General features: G+C 64.3%; 19 protein-coding genes. 5 read left to right on the top strand and 14 right to left on the bottom strand.

From position 1 onward, the window contains the following. Nucleotides 1–24 precede the first annotated feature (24 nt). From tolB to P9228_RS28015, 12 genes are all read right to left on the bottom strand, one after another. The gene (gene tolB / locus P9228_RS28070) at nucleotides 25–1305 is read right to left on the bottom strand and encodes a Tol-Pal system beta propeller repeat protein TolB (protein WP_245299761.1); all 1281 of its coding nucleotides are present in this window, start codon (nucleotides 1303–1305) and stop codon (nucleotides 25–27) included. Between the two features lie 79 nt (nucleotides 1306–1384). Next, nucleotides 1385–2539: a TonB family protein gene (locus tag P9228_RS28065; RefSeq protein WP_278056698.1), complete on the bottom strand. Its 1155-nt coding sequence runs from the start codon at nucleotides 2537–2539 to the stop codon at nucleotides 1385–1387. Nucleotides 2540–2546: 7 nt separating this feature from the next. Beyond that, nucleotides 2547–3008 (bottom strand): protein TolR, encoded by a 462-nt coding sequence (gene tolR, locus P9228_RS28060; RefSeq protein ID WP_095782570.1) that lies wholly within the window; start codon nucleotides 3006–3008, stop codon nucleotides 2547–2549. 9 nt (nucleotides 3009–3017) lie between these two features. Beyond that, complete coding sequence (gene tolQ / locus P9228_RS28055) at nucleotides 3018–3728, bottom strand: protein TolQ (protein WP_067001789.1); 711 nt, start codon at nucleotides 3726–3728, stop codon at nucleotides 3018–3020. A 393-nt stretch (nucleotides 3729–4121) separates the two neighbouring features. Beyond that, nucleotides 4122–4595: a tol-pal system-associated acyl-CoA thioesterase gene (gene ybgC / locus P9228_RS28050; protein ID WP_278056695.1), complete on the bottom strand. Its 474-nt coding sequence runs from the start codon at nucleotides 4593–4595 to the stop codon at nucleotides 4122–4124. Between the two features lie 137 nt (nucleotides 4596–4732). Then, entirely contained in the window at nucleotides 4733–5635 is a 903-nt protein-coding gene (locus P9228_RS28045) for a metallophosphoesterase (RefSeq protein ID WP_278056693.1), read from the bottom strand. Nucleotides 5636–5763: 128 nt separating this feature from the next. Beyond that, a complete protein-coding gene (gene ruvB / locus P9228_RS28040) occupies nucleotides 5764–6801 on the bottom strand; it encodes a Holliday junction branch migration DNA helicase RuvB (protein ID WP_067002199.1) in 1038 nt (345 codons plus the stop codon). Nucleotides 6802–6844: 43 nt separating this feature from the next. Continuing rightward, nucleotides 6845–7465, bottom strand: coding sequence for a Holliday junction branch migration protein RuvA (gene ruvA, locus P9228_RS28035; protein ID WP_278056691.1), 621 nt, complete (start codon nucleotides 7463–7465; stop codon nucleotides 6845–6847). 10 nt (nucleotides 7466–7475) lie between these two features. Then, entirely contained in the window at nucleotides 7476–7895 is a 420-nt protein-coding gene (locus tag P9228_RS28030) for a type II toxin-antitoxin system VapC family toxin (RefSeq protein WP_082980671.1), read from the bottom strand. Further along, a complete protein-coding gene (locus tag P9228_RS28025) occupies nucleotides 7873–8142 on the bottom strand; it encodes an AbrB/MazE/SpoVT family DNA-binding domain-containing protein (RefSeq protein WP_067319466.1) in 270 nt (89 codons plus the stop codon). Before P9228_RS28025 ends, P9228_RS28030 begins: the two co-directional genes overlap by 23 nt. A gap of 53 nt (nucleotides 8143–8195) precedes the next feature. Beyond that, the gene (gene ruvC, locus P9228_RS28020; protein ID WP_067001770.1) at nucleotides 8196–8708 is read right to left on the bottom strand and encodes a crossover junction endodeoxyribonuclease RuvC; all 513 of its coding nucleotides are present in this window, start codon (nucleotides 8706–8708) and stop codon (nucleotides 8196–8198) included. Nucleotides 8709–8921: 213 nt separating this feature from the next. Then, nucleotides 8922–9452 (bottom strand): DUF1465 family protein, encoded by a 531-nt coding sequence (locus P9228_RS28015; protein WP_067001767.1) that lies wholly within the window; start codon nucleotides 9450–9452, stop codon nucleotides 8922–8924. A 524-nt stretch (nucleotides 9453–9976) separates the two neighbouring features. On the opposite strand from P9228_RS28015, the gene P9228_RS28010 reads away from it, so the two are divergent. Continuing rightward, nucleotides 9977–10528 carry a DUF2269 family protein gene (locus P9228_RS28010; RefSeq protein ID WP_095799969.1) on the top strand — a complete coding sequence of 184 codons (552 nt, stop codon included), beginning with the start codon at nucleotides 9977–9979 and terminating at the stop codon, nucleotides 10526–10528. Between the two features lie 38 nt (nucleotides 10529–10566). On the opposite strand, the gene P9228_RS28005 is transcribed toward P9228_RS28010, so the two are convergent. Next, nucleotides 10567–11337 carry a sulfite exporter TauE/SafE family protein gene (locus P9228_RS28005; RefSeq protein ID WP_278056684.1) on the bottom strand — a complete coding sequence of 257 codons (771 nt, stop codon included), beginning with the start codon at nucleotides 11335–11337 and terminating at the stop codon, nucleotides 10567–10569. A gap of 194 nt (nucleotides 11338–11531) precedes the next feature. Here P9228_RS28005 and P9228_RS28000 point away from each other — a divergent pair, with 194 nt between their 5' ends. Then, the gene (locus P9228_RS28000; RefSeq protein WP_278056682.1) at nucleotides 11532–11990 is read left to right on the top strand and encodes a GNAT family N-acetyltransferase; all 459 of its coding nucleotides are present in this window, start codon (nucleotides 11532–11534) and stop codon (nucleotides 11988–11990) included. A 30-nt stretch (nucleotides 11991–12020) separates the two neighbouring features. Here the strand turns inward: P9228_RS28000 and P9228_RS27995 are convergent, their stop codons facing one another. Next, the gene (locus tag P9228_RS27995) at nucleotides 12021–12749 is read right to left on the bottom strand and encodes a class I SAM-dependent methyltransferase (RefSeq protein ID WP_278053503.1); all 729 of its coding nucleotides are present in this window, start codon (nucleotides 12747–12749) and stop codon (nucleotides 12021–12023) included. 226 nt (nucleotides 12750–12975) lie between these two features. Between P9228_RS27995 and P9228_RS27990 the strand changes: the two genes are divergently transcribed. The 3 genes from P9228_RS27990 to efp all read left to right on the top strand — a co-directional run bounded on the left by P9228_RS27990 (nucleotide 12976) and on the right by efp (nucleotide 15484). Beyond that, a complete protein-coding gene (locus P9228_RS27990; protein ID WP_067319470.1) occupies nucleotides 12976–13623 on the top strand; it encodes a thiamine phosphate synthase in 648 nt (215 codons plus the stop codon). Between the two features lies 1 nt (nucleotide 13624). After that, nucleotides 13625–14785: a tetratricopeptide repeat protein gene (locus P9228_RS27985; protein ID WP_245307364.1), complete on the top strand. Its 1161-nt coding sequence runs from the start codon at nucleotides 13625–13627 to the stop codon at nucleotides 14783–14785. 132 nt (nucleotides 14786–14917) lie between these two features. After that, the gene (gene efp / locus P9228_RS27980; RefSeq protein WP_067001754.1) at nucleotides 14918–15484 is read left to right on the top strand and encodes an elongation factor P; all 567 of its coding nucleotides are present in this window, start codon (nucleotides 14918–14920) and stop codon (nucleotides 15482–15484) included. Nucleotides 15485–15501 lie beyond the last annotated feature (17 nt).

The raw sequence follows: 15501 nt of genomic DNA, 5'->3' as shown, positions 1-15501 counted from the left end.
TCTTAAATTCTTCCGTTCCTCTGCCTACTCCAGCAGCGGCGACCAGGCCGGATCCGAGGCGAAGTTCGAGGTCGGGATCTGCTGCTCGTTGCGGCCGGTAAGATCGACCGTGACCAGCTTCGGCCCGCCGGCGGAGTCGCGGAAGAACATCAGCACGCGACCGTTCGGCGCCCAGGTCGGCCCCTCCTGCTGGAAGCCGGAGGACAGGATGCGCTCGCCCGAACCGTCGGTCTTCATGACGCCGATCTGGAACTCGCCGCCCGACTGCTTGGTGAAGGCGATGAGGTCGCCGCGCGGCGACCACACCGGCGTGGAATAGACGCCGTCGCCGAACGAGATGCGGTGCGGGTTGGAGCCGTCCGCGCCCATAACGTAGATCTGCGAGCGGCCGCTGCCGCCGCCGCGGTCGGAGGTGAAGACGATCTGCGAGCCGTCGGGCGAATAGGAGGGCGAGGTGTCGATGGCTGTCGAGTCGGTGAGCCGCGTGGTCGAACGGCTTCTCAGATCCATGGCGAAGATGTTGGAGTTGCCGTCATCGCGCAGCAGGCTCATGATCACCTTCTGGCCATCGGGCGAAAAGCGCGGCGCGAACGTCATGCCGGGGAAATTGCCGACCAGCTCGCGCTGTCCGGTCTCGATCTGCAGCAGATACACCTTCGGCTGTCCGCTCTCATAGGACATGTAGGTGATTTCCTGCCGGTTCGGCGAGAAGCGCGGCGTCAGCACGATCGAACGGCCGTCCGACAGGTAGCGGACGTTGGCGCCGTCTTGGTCCATGATGGCGAGACGCTTCTTGCGCGCGTTCTTGGCGCCGGATTCGTCGACGAAGACGACGCGCGTGTCGAAATAACCCTTCTCGCCGGTCAGCCGCTCGTAGATCGCATCGGCGATGATATGGGCGACGCGCCTGGTGTTGGCGTCATTGGCGAAGAACTGCTCCCCGGCCATCTGCTGGCCGGCAAAGGTGTCCCATAGCCGGTACTGGGCGCGGATGCGGCCGTCGGCTTCCTTGCCGACGCTGCCGGTGACCAGCGCCTGCGCATTGATCACCTTCCAGTCGTCGAACCGCGGCGTGGCGTCCGGGCCGGAGATCTTCTCGATGAAAGCGCTCTTGTCGATCGGCGCGAACAGGCCGGAGCGCTTGAGGTCGGCCGTGACGATCTCCGTGATCTGGGCGCCAAGCTCACCATTGGACTGGAAGTCAGTGATGGCGATCGGCAGCGGCTCGACATTGCCCTTGTTGACGTTGAGCTCGACGAGCGCCCAGGCCGGCAAGGTGGCGGCGGTCGTCATGCCCAGCGCCATGGCAGCAATCGTCAGGAGCGGCTTGAGGAAAGATCTCATGTCTTCTCGCTTCTCTTCTTTGGTGGTTCGGACGCAAGGCCTATAGGCCAAGCATCTCCCTTGGGTCGAAGGTGACCCGGATGTCGTTCCAAATATCCTGCTTGCCGGCTGGAACCTGCAGGCCGGCCACGTCGCATTTTTGAACCGCGCGCACTGCGCTTTCGTCGAACTGCCGGTTGCCGCTCGACTGCTCGATCGAAGGGCGGCCGTCGAGCTTGCCGTTGGTATCGAGATTGAACCGGACCACGACGACGAAGTTCTCCGAACCTTCCAGTCCAACGGGCAAGGTCCAGCAGCCGCCGAGCTGAGCTTCGAGCGCGCCTTGCTCGGATTTGGACAGCTTCTGGCCCTGATCCTTCTCGCCGCCGAGCGACGACTGCTGGGTGGAGCGCTTGGCGCCGCCACCGGACGGCTTCTGCTTGTCCAGAAGTGCTGAAATCTCGTCGGCGTTGAACTGCTTTTCATCCGACTTCGGCTTCGAGGAAGCTTCCTTCACCGGCTTTTCCGCGTCCTTGCGTTCCGGCGCCTTGGCGCTCTGGGCGGGAGCGGGCTGCGGCTTTGGCCGCGCTGCAGGGGCGGGTGCCGAGTCCGGAAGCTTAGCCTCCTCGGTCGGCTGCTCCTTGGCGATCGCCTCGGCGACGGCGTCCGGCTTGACCTCTTCTTTCTGGATGGCGGCGGTCGTGTCCTTCGGCGGCGCTGGCGTCGGCTCCTTGGCGGGTGTCGGCTTCGGCTCCGCCTGCTTGACCGGCTCGGGCTTGACCTCTTCCTTAGGTGTCGGCGTCGGCGCGACTTCGGTCGCCGGGGTCGGCTTCGGCTTTTCCTGCGGCTTCGGCACGTCCTCGACCGCCGGCTTCTCGGTCGGCGTCGGCGCCGGGGGCGGCGCGGATGTCTTCTCGACCGGCTTCGGCTTGGCCTCGTCGGTTACCGGCTTGTCGGTGTCGACGCTGTTCTCGCCGACCTTCTGCGCGTCGGGGACGATATCCGGGCGCCTGGTCGGCAACGGCGCCGGCTTGTCATGCATGACCGCTTTCTTGTCGCCCTGCAGCGTCTGCGCGATCGCTTCCATCGGCACGATGTCGACCGCGACGGACTCCACGTCGGAAGCCGGCATGGCGGGCGGCGAGGACAGCGTGAACAGCCCGAAGGCCAGCGCCACCGCATGCAAGATGACCGATGAGGTGAGGCCGGTCCGCATTTGGCGTTTACTGATCCTGTTCCTGCAGCGAAACCAGGCCGATGTTCTTGTAGCCGGCCGCCGAAATGCGGGCCATGACCTTCATGGCGGTGCCATAATCCGTCGACTTGTCGCCGCGAATGAAGATGCGCTCGTCATAGCCGGTCTTCGAGATTGCCTGCAGCTTCGCTACCAGCTCATCGATCGGGATCTCGGTTTCCTGCAGATAGATTTGGCCGGCCGCGTTGATCGACACCGTGATCGGCTGCGTGTCGACATTCATCGCCTTGGCTTTCGTGTCGGGCAGGTCGATCGGCACGCCGACGGTGAGCAACGGCGCCGCGACCATGAAGATGATCAGCAGCACCAGCATCACGTCGACCATCGGCGTGACGTTGATTTCCGACATCAGGCCATGATGACGACCGCGCCGCCGGTGGCCGCGTCCGCCTCGCCCTATGCCACCTGCGCTAGCAGCAGACATACCCATGATCGTACCTCAGGCCTTCTGCGCGACTTTTTCATCGATTTGGCGCGAGAGTATGGCGGAGAACTCATCCGCAAACCCTTCCATGCGCACGGCGAGCTTGTTCGCATCCGACGACAGCTTGTTGTAGGCGATGACGGCCGGAATGGCCGCGAGCAGGCCGATGGCCGTCGCCAGCAGCGCTTCTGCGATGCCGGGCGCCACGACCGAGAGGCTGGTGTTCTTCGAGGCGGCGATCGCCTGGAAGGAGGTCATGATACCGATGACGGTGCCGAACAAGCCGATGAATGGCGCGGCCGAACCCGTGGTGGCGAGGAAGCCGAGCCGACCCTCCAGCCTTTCCATCTCGCGGGTCAGCGCGAGATCCATCGCCTTGTCGATGCGGGTCTGCAATGCCAGCGCCGATTTGGCGCCCTTCTCGAAGCTCTTCTTCCATTCGCGCATGGCGGCGACGAAGATCGCGCCCATGCCGGTGGTCTTGCGGTCGGCGAGCGTGCGGTAGAGCTCCTCGAGCGACTGTCCCGACCAAAACACCTGCTCGAAGCGGTTGAGCGCCATCCGCATGCGGCTATAGGCGACAAGCTTGTCGATGATGATTGCCCAGGTCCAGATCGAGGCGCAGAGCAAGCCGATCATGACCAATTTGACCACCCAGCCGGCCTGCATGAACAAGGCCCATATCGACAAATGCGCGCCCGGGTCGGCGAGTGCGATGTTTTCCATGACTACGTCCTTAAGATTTTTCCGGGCATCGCTGGCGGCTGGCCCATGGCATCCCTTTGGTCCGATCGCGCGAAGCCTGAAGCTCGCGGGACAAGCCCCGAATGCACCGTTTCGCGGCGTTTTCGGGGCAAATCTTGGTGAAAGGAAGGCACACGAATTGCGCCAATCTTCACCAATTCCTTCATGAACCGTTATGGTTAAGGATGGGTTAGGATATGAAGCGTGGCGCATTGCCGCGCCCACCGGGCCGGCGCCATGCTGGACGCGGCCGATCAGTGCACATCGCGCTGAAGCAGGTCCAGGGACGCGCTTTAGGTGTTTTGGTGCATGTCGTTGTCCCAGAACGGGCAACTCCTGCGTGACAGGGATTCGGCCGAAGCCGGTTCGCGGTGATCAGTCGCTCGCCCTCGGCATAAAGGCCGCGATCCATTCCTTCGGAAATCTGCGCGGCCGGCCGTTCTCGCCGATGATCGCCGCCTCGACCTTCGCTTCGACCAGCACCTCGCCGCCACGCTTCAACTGCTGCGCCATGAAGATGCGGGCGCCCGAAATGTCCTCGGTGCGCGTGTCGATGGTGAGGATGTCGTCCATGCGGGCCGGCGAACGGAAGTCGATCTCCATGCGCCGCACCACCCAGACGATGCGCTCGCCATGCTTGCCATCGGCAAGCTCGGTGTGATGGACGCCGGCGAGCCTGAGATAGTCCGAGCGCCCGCGTTCGAAGAATTCGAGATAGCGCGCATGGTAGACGACGCCGGAGAAATCGGTGTCGGCATAGTAGACGCGGGCCATCAGGCGATGCCCGGATTGCGTCAGCGCCCCCGAAAGCCCGGCGCTGAGCGCTGCGGATTCACCACGATCGTCCATCGCGCTTTCCTTTTCAGGCCTGAACTTTGGCGCGAGAACCGGATGGCACCGATGGGCGCGATGATCAAGACCTTGATGGCGGGGCTGCTGGCGCTTGGCGCCTGCGCGGTTTTCCGTCCGCGTGAAAAATACTGGAGCTACCCGAGATCGATCTGCAGGATCTCCGGCGGCATGCCGAAACGGACCGGCATGATGCTGAAGCCGAGCCCACCGGAGACGATCAGGTTGCGATCGTTCTCGACGACATGGCCATAGGCGTAGCGGTTGCCGAAGTCGGATGGCACGACCGGCGAATAGCCGAACAGCCGCACCTGCCCGCCATGGGTGTGGCCCGAAAGCGTCAGCGAAACTCGCCAAGGCACTTTCGGAAAGATGTCCGGCTCATGCGCGAGCAGGATGATCGGCTCGTCGCCTTGCACCTTGGCAAGCGTCCCGCCGAGGTCGTCGAGACCCTTGAAGCCGTGGCGGCCCAGGGCTTTGCTCGGCCGGATTGCCAGCTGGTCCGCAAGTCCGGCGATCCAGAAGCCATGCCCGTCCTTCTCCAGCCGCACCACGTCGTTTTCCAGCACCGGGATGCCGACGCCCTCCAGTGCCCTGCGCGCGGCCGTCGGCCCGGCCTTGGCCAGTTGCGCCGCATGATCGTGCCACCAGTCGTGATTTCCGAGGATCGAGAGCACGCCGAGCGGCGCCTTCAGCCCTGACAAAGCGGCGGCCCACTCCGGTGCAGACACTTCGGCCGTGACCAGCCGCATTCCATCGACATAGTCGCCGAGCAGCACGATCAGGTCTGGCTGCAGGGCATTCGTCCGTTCGACGAGCGAAGCGATCCGCTCCGACGTCATCCAGGGATGGCAGGCATGAATGTCGGCCAGTGCTGCGACGCGCAGCTTGAGGCCCGCGGGCCAGTGCGGCGGCGTCAGCGAGTAGCGTTTCACATGGGCGAGCAGCATCGGCTCAATGCCGACCGCATAGGCGCTCAACGACACCATGGACAGGAACGATCCGCCGATGAGGCGCAGAAAGCCACGTCTGGTGATCATCGGTCAGCCCCGACCCCCGGAAATGCGTCAAGCTGCCTTAGAGGCTGCAATTGTGCCTTCAGCTTGGCGGAGCTGGGGAGATTGCGCGCAGGAAGCCCTTCAAGGCGCGTCCGACGAACAAATGTCCGTTACTCTTCCTGGAACAGGCTGATCTGCTGCTGCGCGAGGTCTTTCGGTGCTTCAAGGCCGAGATGCCGCCAGGCATTGGCGGTCAGCACGCGGCCGCGCGGCGTGCGCTGGATGAAGCCCTGCTGGATCAGATAGGGCTCGATGATGTCCTCGATGGCGTCGCGCGGTTCCGACAGCCCAGCCGCGATCGTCTCGATGCCGACCGGTCCGCCGCCGAAGTTGCGGGCGATCATCGAGAGATACCGGCGGTCGAGCGCGTCGAGGCCGAGCCCGTCGACTTCCAGCCTGGTCAGCGCCTCGTCGGCAATGCGTTTATCGACATGGCCGTTTCCGGCGACGGAGGCGAAGTCTCGCACCCGGCGCAACAGACGTCCGGCAATGCGCGGCGTGCCGCGAGCGCGGCGCGCGATCTCCAGCGCGCCGTCGTCACCGAGCGGCATCGAGAGGATGCGGGCGCCGCGGCGCACGATCTGCTCCAGTTCCTCGACCGTGTAGAAATTGAGCCTGACTGGGATGCCGAAACGGTCGCGCAGAGGATTCGTCAAAAGTCCGAGCCGGGTTGTCGCCGCAACCAGCGTGAAGCGGGCAAGATCGATCTTGACCGAGCGCGCCGCCGGCCCCTCGCCGATGATGAGGTCAAGCTGGAAATCCTCCATCGCCGGGTAGAGGATTTCTTCCACCGCCGGATTGAGCCGGTGGATCTCGTCGATGAAGAGCACGTCGCGCTCCTCGAGATTGGTGAGCAGCGCCGCAAGGTCGCCGGCCTTGGCGATGACCGGCCCCGACGTCGAGCGGAAATTGACGCCGAGCTCACGCGCCATGATCTGCGCCAGCGTCGTCTTGCCGAGCCCCGGCGGGCCGACGAACAGCACATGGTCGAGCGCCTCGCCGCGGCTCTTGGCGGCATCGACGAAGACCTTGAGATTGGCACGCGCCGCAGCCTGGCCGACGAACTCGTCAAGCGACTGCGGCCGCAAGCTCTGGTCGGCATCCTCGCCGCGCTTGTCGGGGGCAATGAGACGGGGCGAAAGGCTCATGCGGTCTTCCTTGCATACGGCAAGGACCGGGACAAGCGCCGCCTCACCGCGCCAGTTCCTTCAGGCCGAAGCGGATCAGCTTCGAGGCATCCGCCCCTTCGCCGGCCGACTTTAGGGCCGCGGCCACCGCATTGGCGGCGATGTCGCGCGAATAGCCGAGATTGACCAGCGCCGAGACTGCGTCGGTGATGGGTGCTGCCGCCACGCCTTCGCCAAGCTCCTGCTTGAGGCTGATCGTGCCGGTGGCGGCACCCGCATAGGCCGGCGCCTTGGTGCGCAATTCGGTGACGATGCGCTCGGCCACCTTCTTGCCGACGCCCGGTGCGCGCGACACCATGGCGATGTCGCGCAACGCGATCGCATTGGCGAGGTCGGCGGGCGCCAGCGTCGACAGCACGGCCAGCGCCACCTTGGCGCCGACGCCCTGCACATTGTTCATCAAAAGGCGGAACCACTCGCGCTCGAGCGGGGTCTGAAAGCCGTATAGCCGGATCATGTCCTCGCGCACATAGGTCTCGATGAACAGCACCACCGCCTCGCCGGGGGACGGCAGCGCGGCAAGCGTGCGAGCCGAGCAATGGACGACATAGCCGACGCCGTGCACGTCCACGACGCAGGAATCCTCGTCGATCTCATCCAGCGTGCCCTTCAGCTTGCCGATCATGTCCTGGCCTTCATGGATGCGTTTCCGGAGAGACGATTTCGAGGTCGGGAAAATAGCTGCGATAGCGAGGAGCGTCGCGCGTCAATAGGCGGTGACCAGCAACGGCCGCATGAGCACCAATGAAAAAATCCGGCAAGGTCCGCTCTCGAACACCGCCGGCCCGCCGATAACGGGAATGTGCCACCCCAGCCAAGAATGCGGCTTCCCAGGGCAAAAACTCGCGATCCATTTCAAGCCTCTCGGCTGCTTTCCTCAGCATTGCTTCGGAAGCAACAAGGGGAGCAAGCTCGGACCAGACGATGCTGTTGATGACCAACGCGCCATCGCGTCGGCAGGAGATAATCGCGGACGAAGACCATTCCGTCAGCGGCCCAGCCGGACCCCAGACGTCAATGAGCACGTTTGTGTCAATCAACGTCGAGATTTTCACGTGGTCCCCTCAACCACTCCATGTACTCGTCCGTCGTCATGCCGCCCAAATCCAGCGTCCCCTCCATCTTGCCGAGGACCTCTTTGAATTTGCGGGCAGCTTCCTCCTCCGAAATGTTTTCGTTGACGGCGACAAGCCGGGCGCCCTCGTCCGTAGCCACGAACTGGACCTCCGAACCCGGGCCTATGCCCAAGTGGTCCCTTATTTGTTTGGGGATCGTGACTTGCCCTTTGGTGGTCACACGCATGGTAATACTCCGAAGGTATTACTTACTGCGCAAATGAGAACAAGTCAAGAACACTACCCGGCCAGCGCCGCCATTCGGTAGGCGACGCTTTGACGGTGATGCGCATGACATATGGCGATGGCCAGGGCATCGGCGGCATCGTCGGTCTCGAACACCGCTTTCGGCATCAGCACTTTCACCATCATATGGATCTGCTTCTTCTCGCCGTGACCGACGCCGATCACCGCCTTCTTGACCGCGTTGGGCGCGTATTCCGCTACCGCCAGCCCGGCGCGCGCCGGCACCAGCATGGCGATGCCGCGCGCCTGGCCGAGCTTCAGCGTTGCTGTGGCATCCTTGTTGACGAAGGTCTGCTCGATCGCCGCCTCGTGCGGCATGGCCTGGTGCAGCACTTCGGCGAGCCCATCATGCAATTGGCAGAGCCTCGTTGCGAGAGGCGCCTTGTCGTCGGAACGCACGGTGCCGGAGGCGACGAAGCGCAGCGAATTGCCGAGGCTCTCGACGATGCCCCAGCCGGTGCGCCTCAGGCCCGGATCGATGCCGATGATGCGAATCGCTTCCCCCATGCGCCAAGTCTAACCTCGGCGCATGGCGATGCCAGTGAATTGTGAACAAACCAGAAACAGCCTGTGCCGGGGATGGGCTGCTTCAGAATTCGATCCGATGAGTCGTAAGGCGGCGTTCTCGAAAACCGGTGCGGAGCGTGCTTTGGTATGCGAGCACCGGACGCGCAAGAAACGGCGCCAGATGGCCATCAGAGCGAATTTTGGAGCAGCCTGTTAGCCGCGGGCGAAGGCCGTGTTCAGCAGGCTGATCTGATCGGAGACCGGGTTGGCGCGGCGGCCGGCGGCCGGCGTGTCGTGCATGGCGCCGCCGTAGATCTCCTCGTCCATGCGCTTCACCAGCGCCTGCAGGCGCAGCGACCGGCTCACCAGGTCCAGGAAGTCCTTTGGCAATTCGCTCCAGCCCAGCGCCTCGTCATGCGCGGAGGCGGTATCGAGCCGCACCTTGGATTTTTCCGAGGCGACCTGGTCGCGGGTCATCTCGCCGGAATTGGCCGCGCGCTGCAAAAGCAGCCAGGAGGCGACCTGCATCAGCCTCGTGGTAAGACGCATCGATTCGGCCGCATAGAGCGTCGCCGCCGTGCGCGACAGCTTCTTGGCTTCGAGCCTGCCTTTGCCGTCAAGATATTCGGCCGCCTGTTCGACCAGGCCCATGCCCTCCTGGTAAAGCGGCTTGAAGGATTGGGAGAAAACCCGGCGCTCCGCGAGCTTTATGGTTTTCGCGCTGCCCTTCGAAGGCTCGTTCATCGATACGCCCCTGCACTGCCGCAAGCCGATTCGGCATCCTTGCCGATACGGCCTGCACCCTTAAACGACTGAGGCTTGAAAATGCGCTTCGATGCCCATGAAGGCAAGCGCATGTTTAACAAACGGTTAACGCCGAGGCGCGCTGCCCGCCGGCGGCCAACGCGCAAAAAAAGAGCCGCGGATAAGGCGGCTCTCAGGAGTTTAACAGGGAGGCGTCAAACAAAGTGGCTCCAACCACTCGGTAAGAATCCAGACAAACTGGATGGGTCCTAGTAAACGCCTGTAAAGCTTAATGAAGCCTTAACGCCGCGCGGAATTTTCAAGCGAACGGACTTTTCCTGTGCCGGAACGGGACGGCCCGGCTCCCTCCCGCGCCATCCAGCCCTGGATGCATATGGCGGCGCCGAAACATCGGTCCCGCCGCCGCGACATCGTTTCGAAACACGCTCCGCGCTAAACGCCCGCTCCTCTCAATGGCTGGCGCAGTCGACGCCGTCACCGATCAAGAAATGCAGGAGCACACCATGGACTGGTATTCGATCGTCAAATTCCTTCACGTCGTCTCGGCCATCCTGTGGGTCGGCGGCGGCTTCGTCCTGTTCCTGCTCGGCGTGCTCGCCGAGCGCGCCGGCAACATCCAGGACAAGCTGCAAGCGATGCGGGCGAGCGGCGAGCTCGGCGGCCGCTTCTTCGCGCCGATGTCGATGCTCACCCTGATTTTCGGCCTGATCATGTGCGGCTTCTGGGTCGGCTTTTCCGACCTGTGGATCATCATCGGCCTTGTCGGCTACGCCACGACCTTCTCGATCGGCATGCTCGTTTTCAAGCCGACCGGCGAGCGGATGGGCGCCATGGTCGCCAAGGAAGGCGTGACGCCGGCGGTTCTCGCCATCGGCCAGCGCATGATGCGCTGGGCGCGTTTCGACTACGCGGTGATGCTGGTGATCATCGCCGACATGGTGCTGAAGCCTACGCTTCACGACATCGGCATCCTCGCCGGCATGGTGCTGGTGATCGCGTCCGGCGCAGCGCTGGCGCTTGGCGGCGGCCGCCAGCTGGTGCCGAGCGCCGCTTGACCCTTCTGTGGCGGGCGGCCGGTGCGCCGCCCTGCCCGTCACATCAGGCCGGCAACACCGTCCCAGAGCAGCTTGAGCGCCACCACCGCCACCGTCGCGTATGTGAACGGGTAAAACACCTCCGGCCGCATGCGGCGCACCAGCCAGGCGCCGGCGATGGTGGAAAGCGGCGCCAGCGGCATCAGCGCAAACGATGCGGTGAGATTGGTGCTGTCGAACTGGCCAAGCGCGAAATAGGGAATGAGCTTCAGCGCGTTGGTAGCGGCGAAGAAGATCGCCGCCGTCCCTGACAGCACCTTCGGGTCGAGCCGGATCGGCAGCGCGTAGACCTGGAAGGGCGGGCCGCCGACATGGGCGACGAAGCTGGTGAAGCCCGCAACGATGCCCCAGAACGCCGCCGCGATGCGGTTCGGCTCCACCTCGTGGTCGGCGCCGTGGCGAAACTGCAGATAGATCCAGCGCAGGACGAAGACCAGCGCGACCGCGCCGACGATCAGCCGCACCATTTCCTCCGTCACCAGGGCCGCCGTCAGCCAGCCGAGGCCGATGCCGATGACGGCGCCGGGCATCATGTCGACCAGCATCTTGCGATCATAGACGCCCCACCATGTCCACACCGAAACGATGTCCATCAGGCAAAGGATCGGCAGCAGGATGGCCGCCGCCTGCACCGGCGGGATGGCCAGCGCCATCAGCGGCACGCCGACGAAGCCCACGGCGCCGCCGAAGCCCCCCTTCGACAGGCCGACGAGGATGACCGCCGGAATGGCGGCGGCATAGAACCAGGGATCGCTGAGCAGGCCTGACATGGGAAATACGGGGACAAGAAACGGCTGGAGGATGGCGGGAGACTTGCAATAGACCACAAAGCGAAAGACCGCGATAGCCGAAGCGCGCCCGTCAGCCGGTCGGCGCGCGATCAACTGTCCGTAATCCGGCCTGCCGAGTTTGCGGCTGGCGGCGGGCCATGCAAAAGGTCACCCGCCCAGCATGAGGTTTGACGATGAGCGAAGTCCTGATCCGCCGCGCGGACAAAGCCGATCTTGCGGCGATCGTCGCGATGCTTGCCGATGACGCGCTTGGCCGCGCCCGCGAGAATGCAAGCGTGCCTTTGGCGCAAGCCTATCAGGACGCCTTCGCGACCATAGACGGCAACCCGAACCATTTCCTGGCGGTGATGACGGACGGCGCCGAAGTCATCGGCACCTTGCAGATCAGTTTTATCCCGGGCCTGTCGTTGCAGGGCGCTTGGCGCGGCCAGATCGAGGCGGTGCGCGTCGCGGCGAGCCGGCGCGGAGACGGGCTCGGGCATCGCCTGCTGGAATGGGCGATCGAAAGATGCCGCGAGCGCGGCTGCAGGGTGGTGCAGCTGACGACCAACAAGAGCCGGCTCGACGCGCACCGCTTCTACGAACGGCTCGGCTTCAAGGCGAGCCACATCGGCTACAAGCTGGATATTTGACGCACCCGCGCCGGCGATGCCGCCGACCTCTCATCGTCGCGCCTGAACCAGAAGAAACATCGGCCGCTCGACCTCTTTGGCCAGTTCAGGCCTGGCGGCGATCTGCCCTTCAGTTGGACAGAATTCCTCCACGCGGCCGATGGTGAACCCGGCCTGGATCAGGTTGTTGAGCGTGGTGCCGAGTGTGCGGTGGTGCTTCACCACGCCCTCGGAGAACCAGTCGGTCGTGCGCGGCCCTTCCACCAGATACTGATCGACGGGCCAGACGTTCCTTCCTGCGGCGTCCACGGACCAGCCCGGATTGCTTGGAGCCATGAAGATCGGATGCTCCGTCGAGAAGACGAAGAACCCGCCAGGGACCAGGGCCTGGTAAACCGTCGCGAACAGCCGCGCGGCATCGCTGACATAATGCAGGGCAAGCGAGCTATAGGCGAGGTCGAAGCGCGCCTTCGGCAAACTGAGCTCGTCGAGGTCGACGCGCTCATAGGCTATGGCTTCGTCGGAGCCGGCGGCGCGTGCTCGGGCGAGCATCCTTTCCGACAGGTCGAGGCCCAGAACCTGCTTGGCTCCGTGCGCCCCCGCCCAGCGGCAGAACCAGCCGAAGCCGCAACCGAGATCGACGATGCTTAGACCACCCACCTTCGGCAGCATGGCGCGCAGAACCGGCCACTCGGGCGCGCCGTCCAACCCTTCCACCGAACGATGCAGACGGCTGTAGCCTTCGAAGAAATCGGCCTTGTCGTAGATATTTTGCGCCATGCTCTTCCCGTGCTTTCGCTTGCTAACCTAGCGGTCGTTTCGTTAGCGTCCATCAGGAGCTTCAACAGGCCGTCTGTCAGTCCTTGAAGATTGGCGCAAGCCGCTGCTGCCGCGACGCTTTTCAGCGGCGATCTTCGCCCGCCTCCTGTTCAAGCCGGACGCTTTGCTCTATGCCGCAATGCCACCATGTTCGCCCGGCATAGGCGAAAACCGGGATCGAAGACCGATGAATGAAGCAACCCCGCCCAATCGCTGCCGAATCGTGCTGATCGCGCCGCCGCTTGTAGCTCCCGAGCACATCTGCACCGCCTTCGACGGCGGCGACGTCGCCTCGCTGATCCTGCCCGAAAACGGCATGGATGACGCCGCCTTCCAGGCCTTCGCCGAGAAGATCGTGCCGATCGCGCAGGCAGCCGGCGTCGCCGTCATCATCGCCGGCGACAGCCGCATCGCCGGCCGCGTCCATGCCGACGGCATCCATGTCGAGGCAAACCGCCAGGAACTGGCCGAGACGATCGAGCGCTTGGCCGACAGGATGATGGTCGGGGCGGGCGGCGCCAAGACCCGCGACGAGGCGCTGGAGCTCGGCGAGGAGCGGCCCGACTACATGTTCTTCGGCCGCTTCGGCTATGACAACAAGCCCGAGCCGCACCACCGCAATCTCGCTCTCGGTGAATGGTGGGCCCAGATGATCCAGATTCCTTGCATCGTGATGGCCGGCTCCGAGCTTGCGTCGGTGGAAACGGTAGCGGCCACCGGCGCCGAGTTCGTGGCGCTCTCCAGCGCCGTCTTCGCCGACGGACTCGATCCGCGCGCGGCGGTCGCCGCGGCCAACGCGCTGCTCGACCAAATCGCGCCGCGCTTCGAGGACTGACGTGCGCTGGCCCAGGCTTTCCTTCGCGGCGTTGGCCGCTGCCTTGACGATCCAGGCGGCCGCTGCGCTGGCCGCCGAGACCCCGCCGGTGCCGCAGCCCAGACCGGACACGACCACACCCGACACGAGCGCGCCGGATACAAGCGCCCCTGCTAGCGGCGCCCCGAATACAAGCATTCCGAATATAAGCGCCCCAAATACCGGCGCCCCGAATGCTGCCGCCCCGAATACTGGCGCGGCCCATGCCGATAAGCCGATCGAAACACCGCTGCCACAGCCGGCAACGCTTCAACCGCCATCGGCCGATACCATCAATCCCGATCGCTTCGGCGCCAAGCTCCCGGACGCCGCCTACGGCGCCTTCCAGCGCGGCCTCTATAAGACCGCCTACAACCTTGCCTTGGTGCGGGCCAAGAACGGCGACCCCGCGGCGCAGACACTGGTCGCCGAGATCCTGTCGCGTGGGCTGGGCGTGCCGCTCAACGCGGCAGAGGCCGCGAAATGGTATGGGCTCGCCGCCGAGCAGGGCGTGCCGGAAGCACAGTTCCAATATGCGCTGATGCTGCTCGACGGACGCTATGTGAAGAAGGACGCCAAGGAAGCCTATGCGCTGATGCAGGCCGCCGCCGAGGCGGGCAACCGCCTGGCCCAGTTCAACTTCGCCCAATTGCTCGTCCAGCAGGATCCGGGCGATGCCGGCATCGCCAAGGCGGCTGTGTATTATGAGCGCGCCGCCAGTACCGGCCTTGCCGACGCCGAGTACGCGATGGCGCAAATCTACGCCAACGGCGCCGGCGGAAAACCGCGCGACGACGCCAAGGCACGCACCCTGCTGGCGCAGGCCGCCCGGCAGAACTACGACACCGCGCAACTTGACCTCGCCGCATGGATGATCGAGGGGCGCGGCGGCGATCGCGACCTGAAATCGGGCTTTGCCTGGATGAGGCGCGCGGCCGAAGGCGGCAATGTCGCCGCCCAGAACCGCCTCGCCAAACTCTATATGGGCGGCATCGGTACCGACCCCGATCTGATCCTGGCCGGAGCCTGGTATATCGTCGCCCGGCGCGCCGGGTTGATCGACCCGCAGATGGACGATTTCCTGCAAGGCCTCGACGACGGTCAGACCAAGCAGGCGCTGCAGAAGGCGAACCGGCTGCCCTGAAAAGACGGCTCACGGCATCGGCCATCTCCATGAGCGTTCGCGACGCCCTCCCTTGCCACTCAATGCGATTTGTGGTCTTGGAGGCGCCAAAGCGCGCTCCGCGCCAAAAATCTCATTCCGGATCAGTTCAACATGGCCAAGATCAGTGGCAGCGAAATCCGTCCCGGCTATGTCATCGAGCATGACGGCGGCCTCTGGGTCGCGGTCAAGACCAACACCGTGAAGCCCGGCAAGGGCGGCGCCTACAACCAGGTCGAGCTGAAGAACCTGATCAACGGCACCAAGCTCAACGAGCGCTTCCGCTCGGCCGAGACCGTCGAGCAGATCCGGCTGGAGATGAAGGATTTCTCCTTCCTCTACGAGCAGGGCGACGCGCTGGTTTTCATGGACACCGAAAGCTACGAGCAGCTCGAACTGAACAAGGATTTCGTCGGCGAGCGCGCCGCGTTCCTGCAGGACGGCATGATGGTCACGGTCCAGCTCTATGAGGAGCGGCCGATCGGCATCTCGCTGCCCGACCAGGTGACGCTGACCATCACCGAGGCCGACCCCGTGGTGAAGGGCCAGACGGCGGCGTCCTCTTACAAGCCTGCAGTGCTGGAAAACGGGGTCCGCGTCCTGGTGCCGCCCTTCATCTCGGCGGGCGAGCGCATCATCGTCGACACCAACGAGATCACTTACGTGCGTCGCGCAGAATAAAACGGCCAACACAGGAA

It is taken from the genome of Mesorhizobium sp. WSM4898 (genome assembly GCF_029625845.1).
GTDB lineage: Bacteria > Pseudomonadota > Alphaproteobacteria > Rhizobiales > Rhizobiaceae > Mesorhizobium.
Note: the sequence above shows the minus strand (reverse complement) of the source record. Positions and strands in the feature narration are given on the sequence as shown.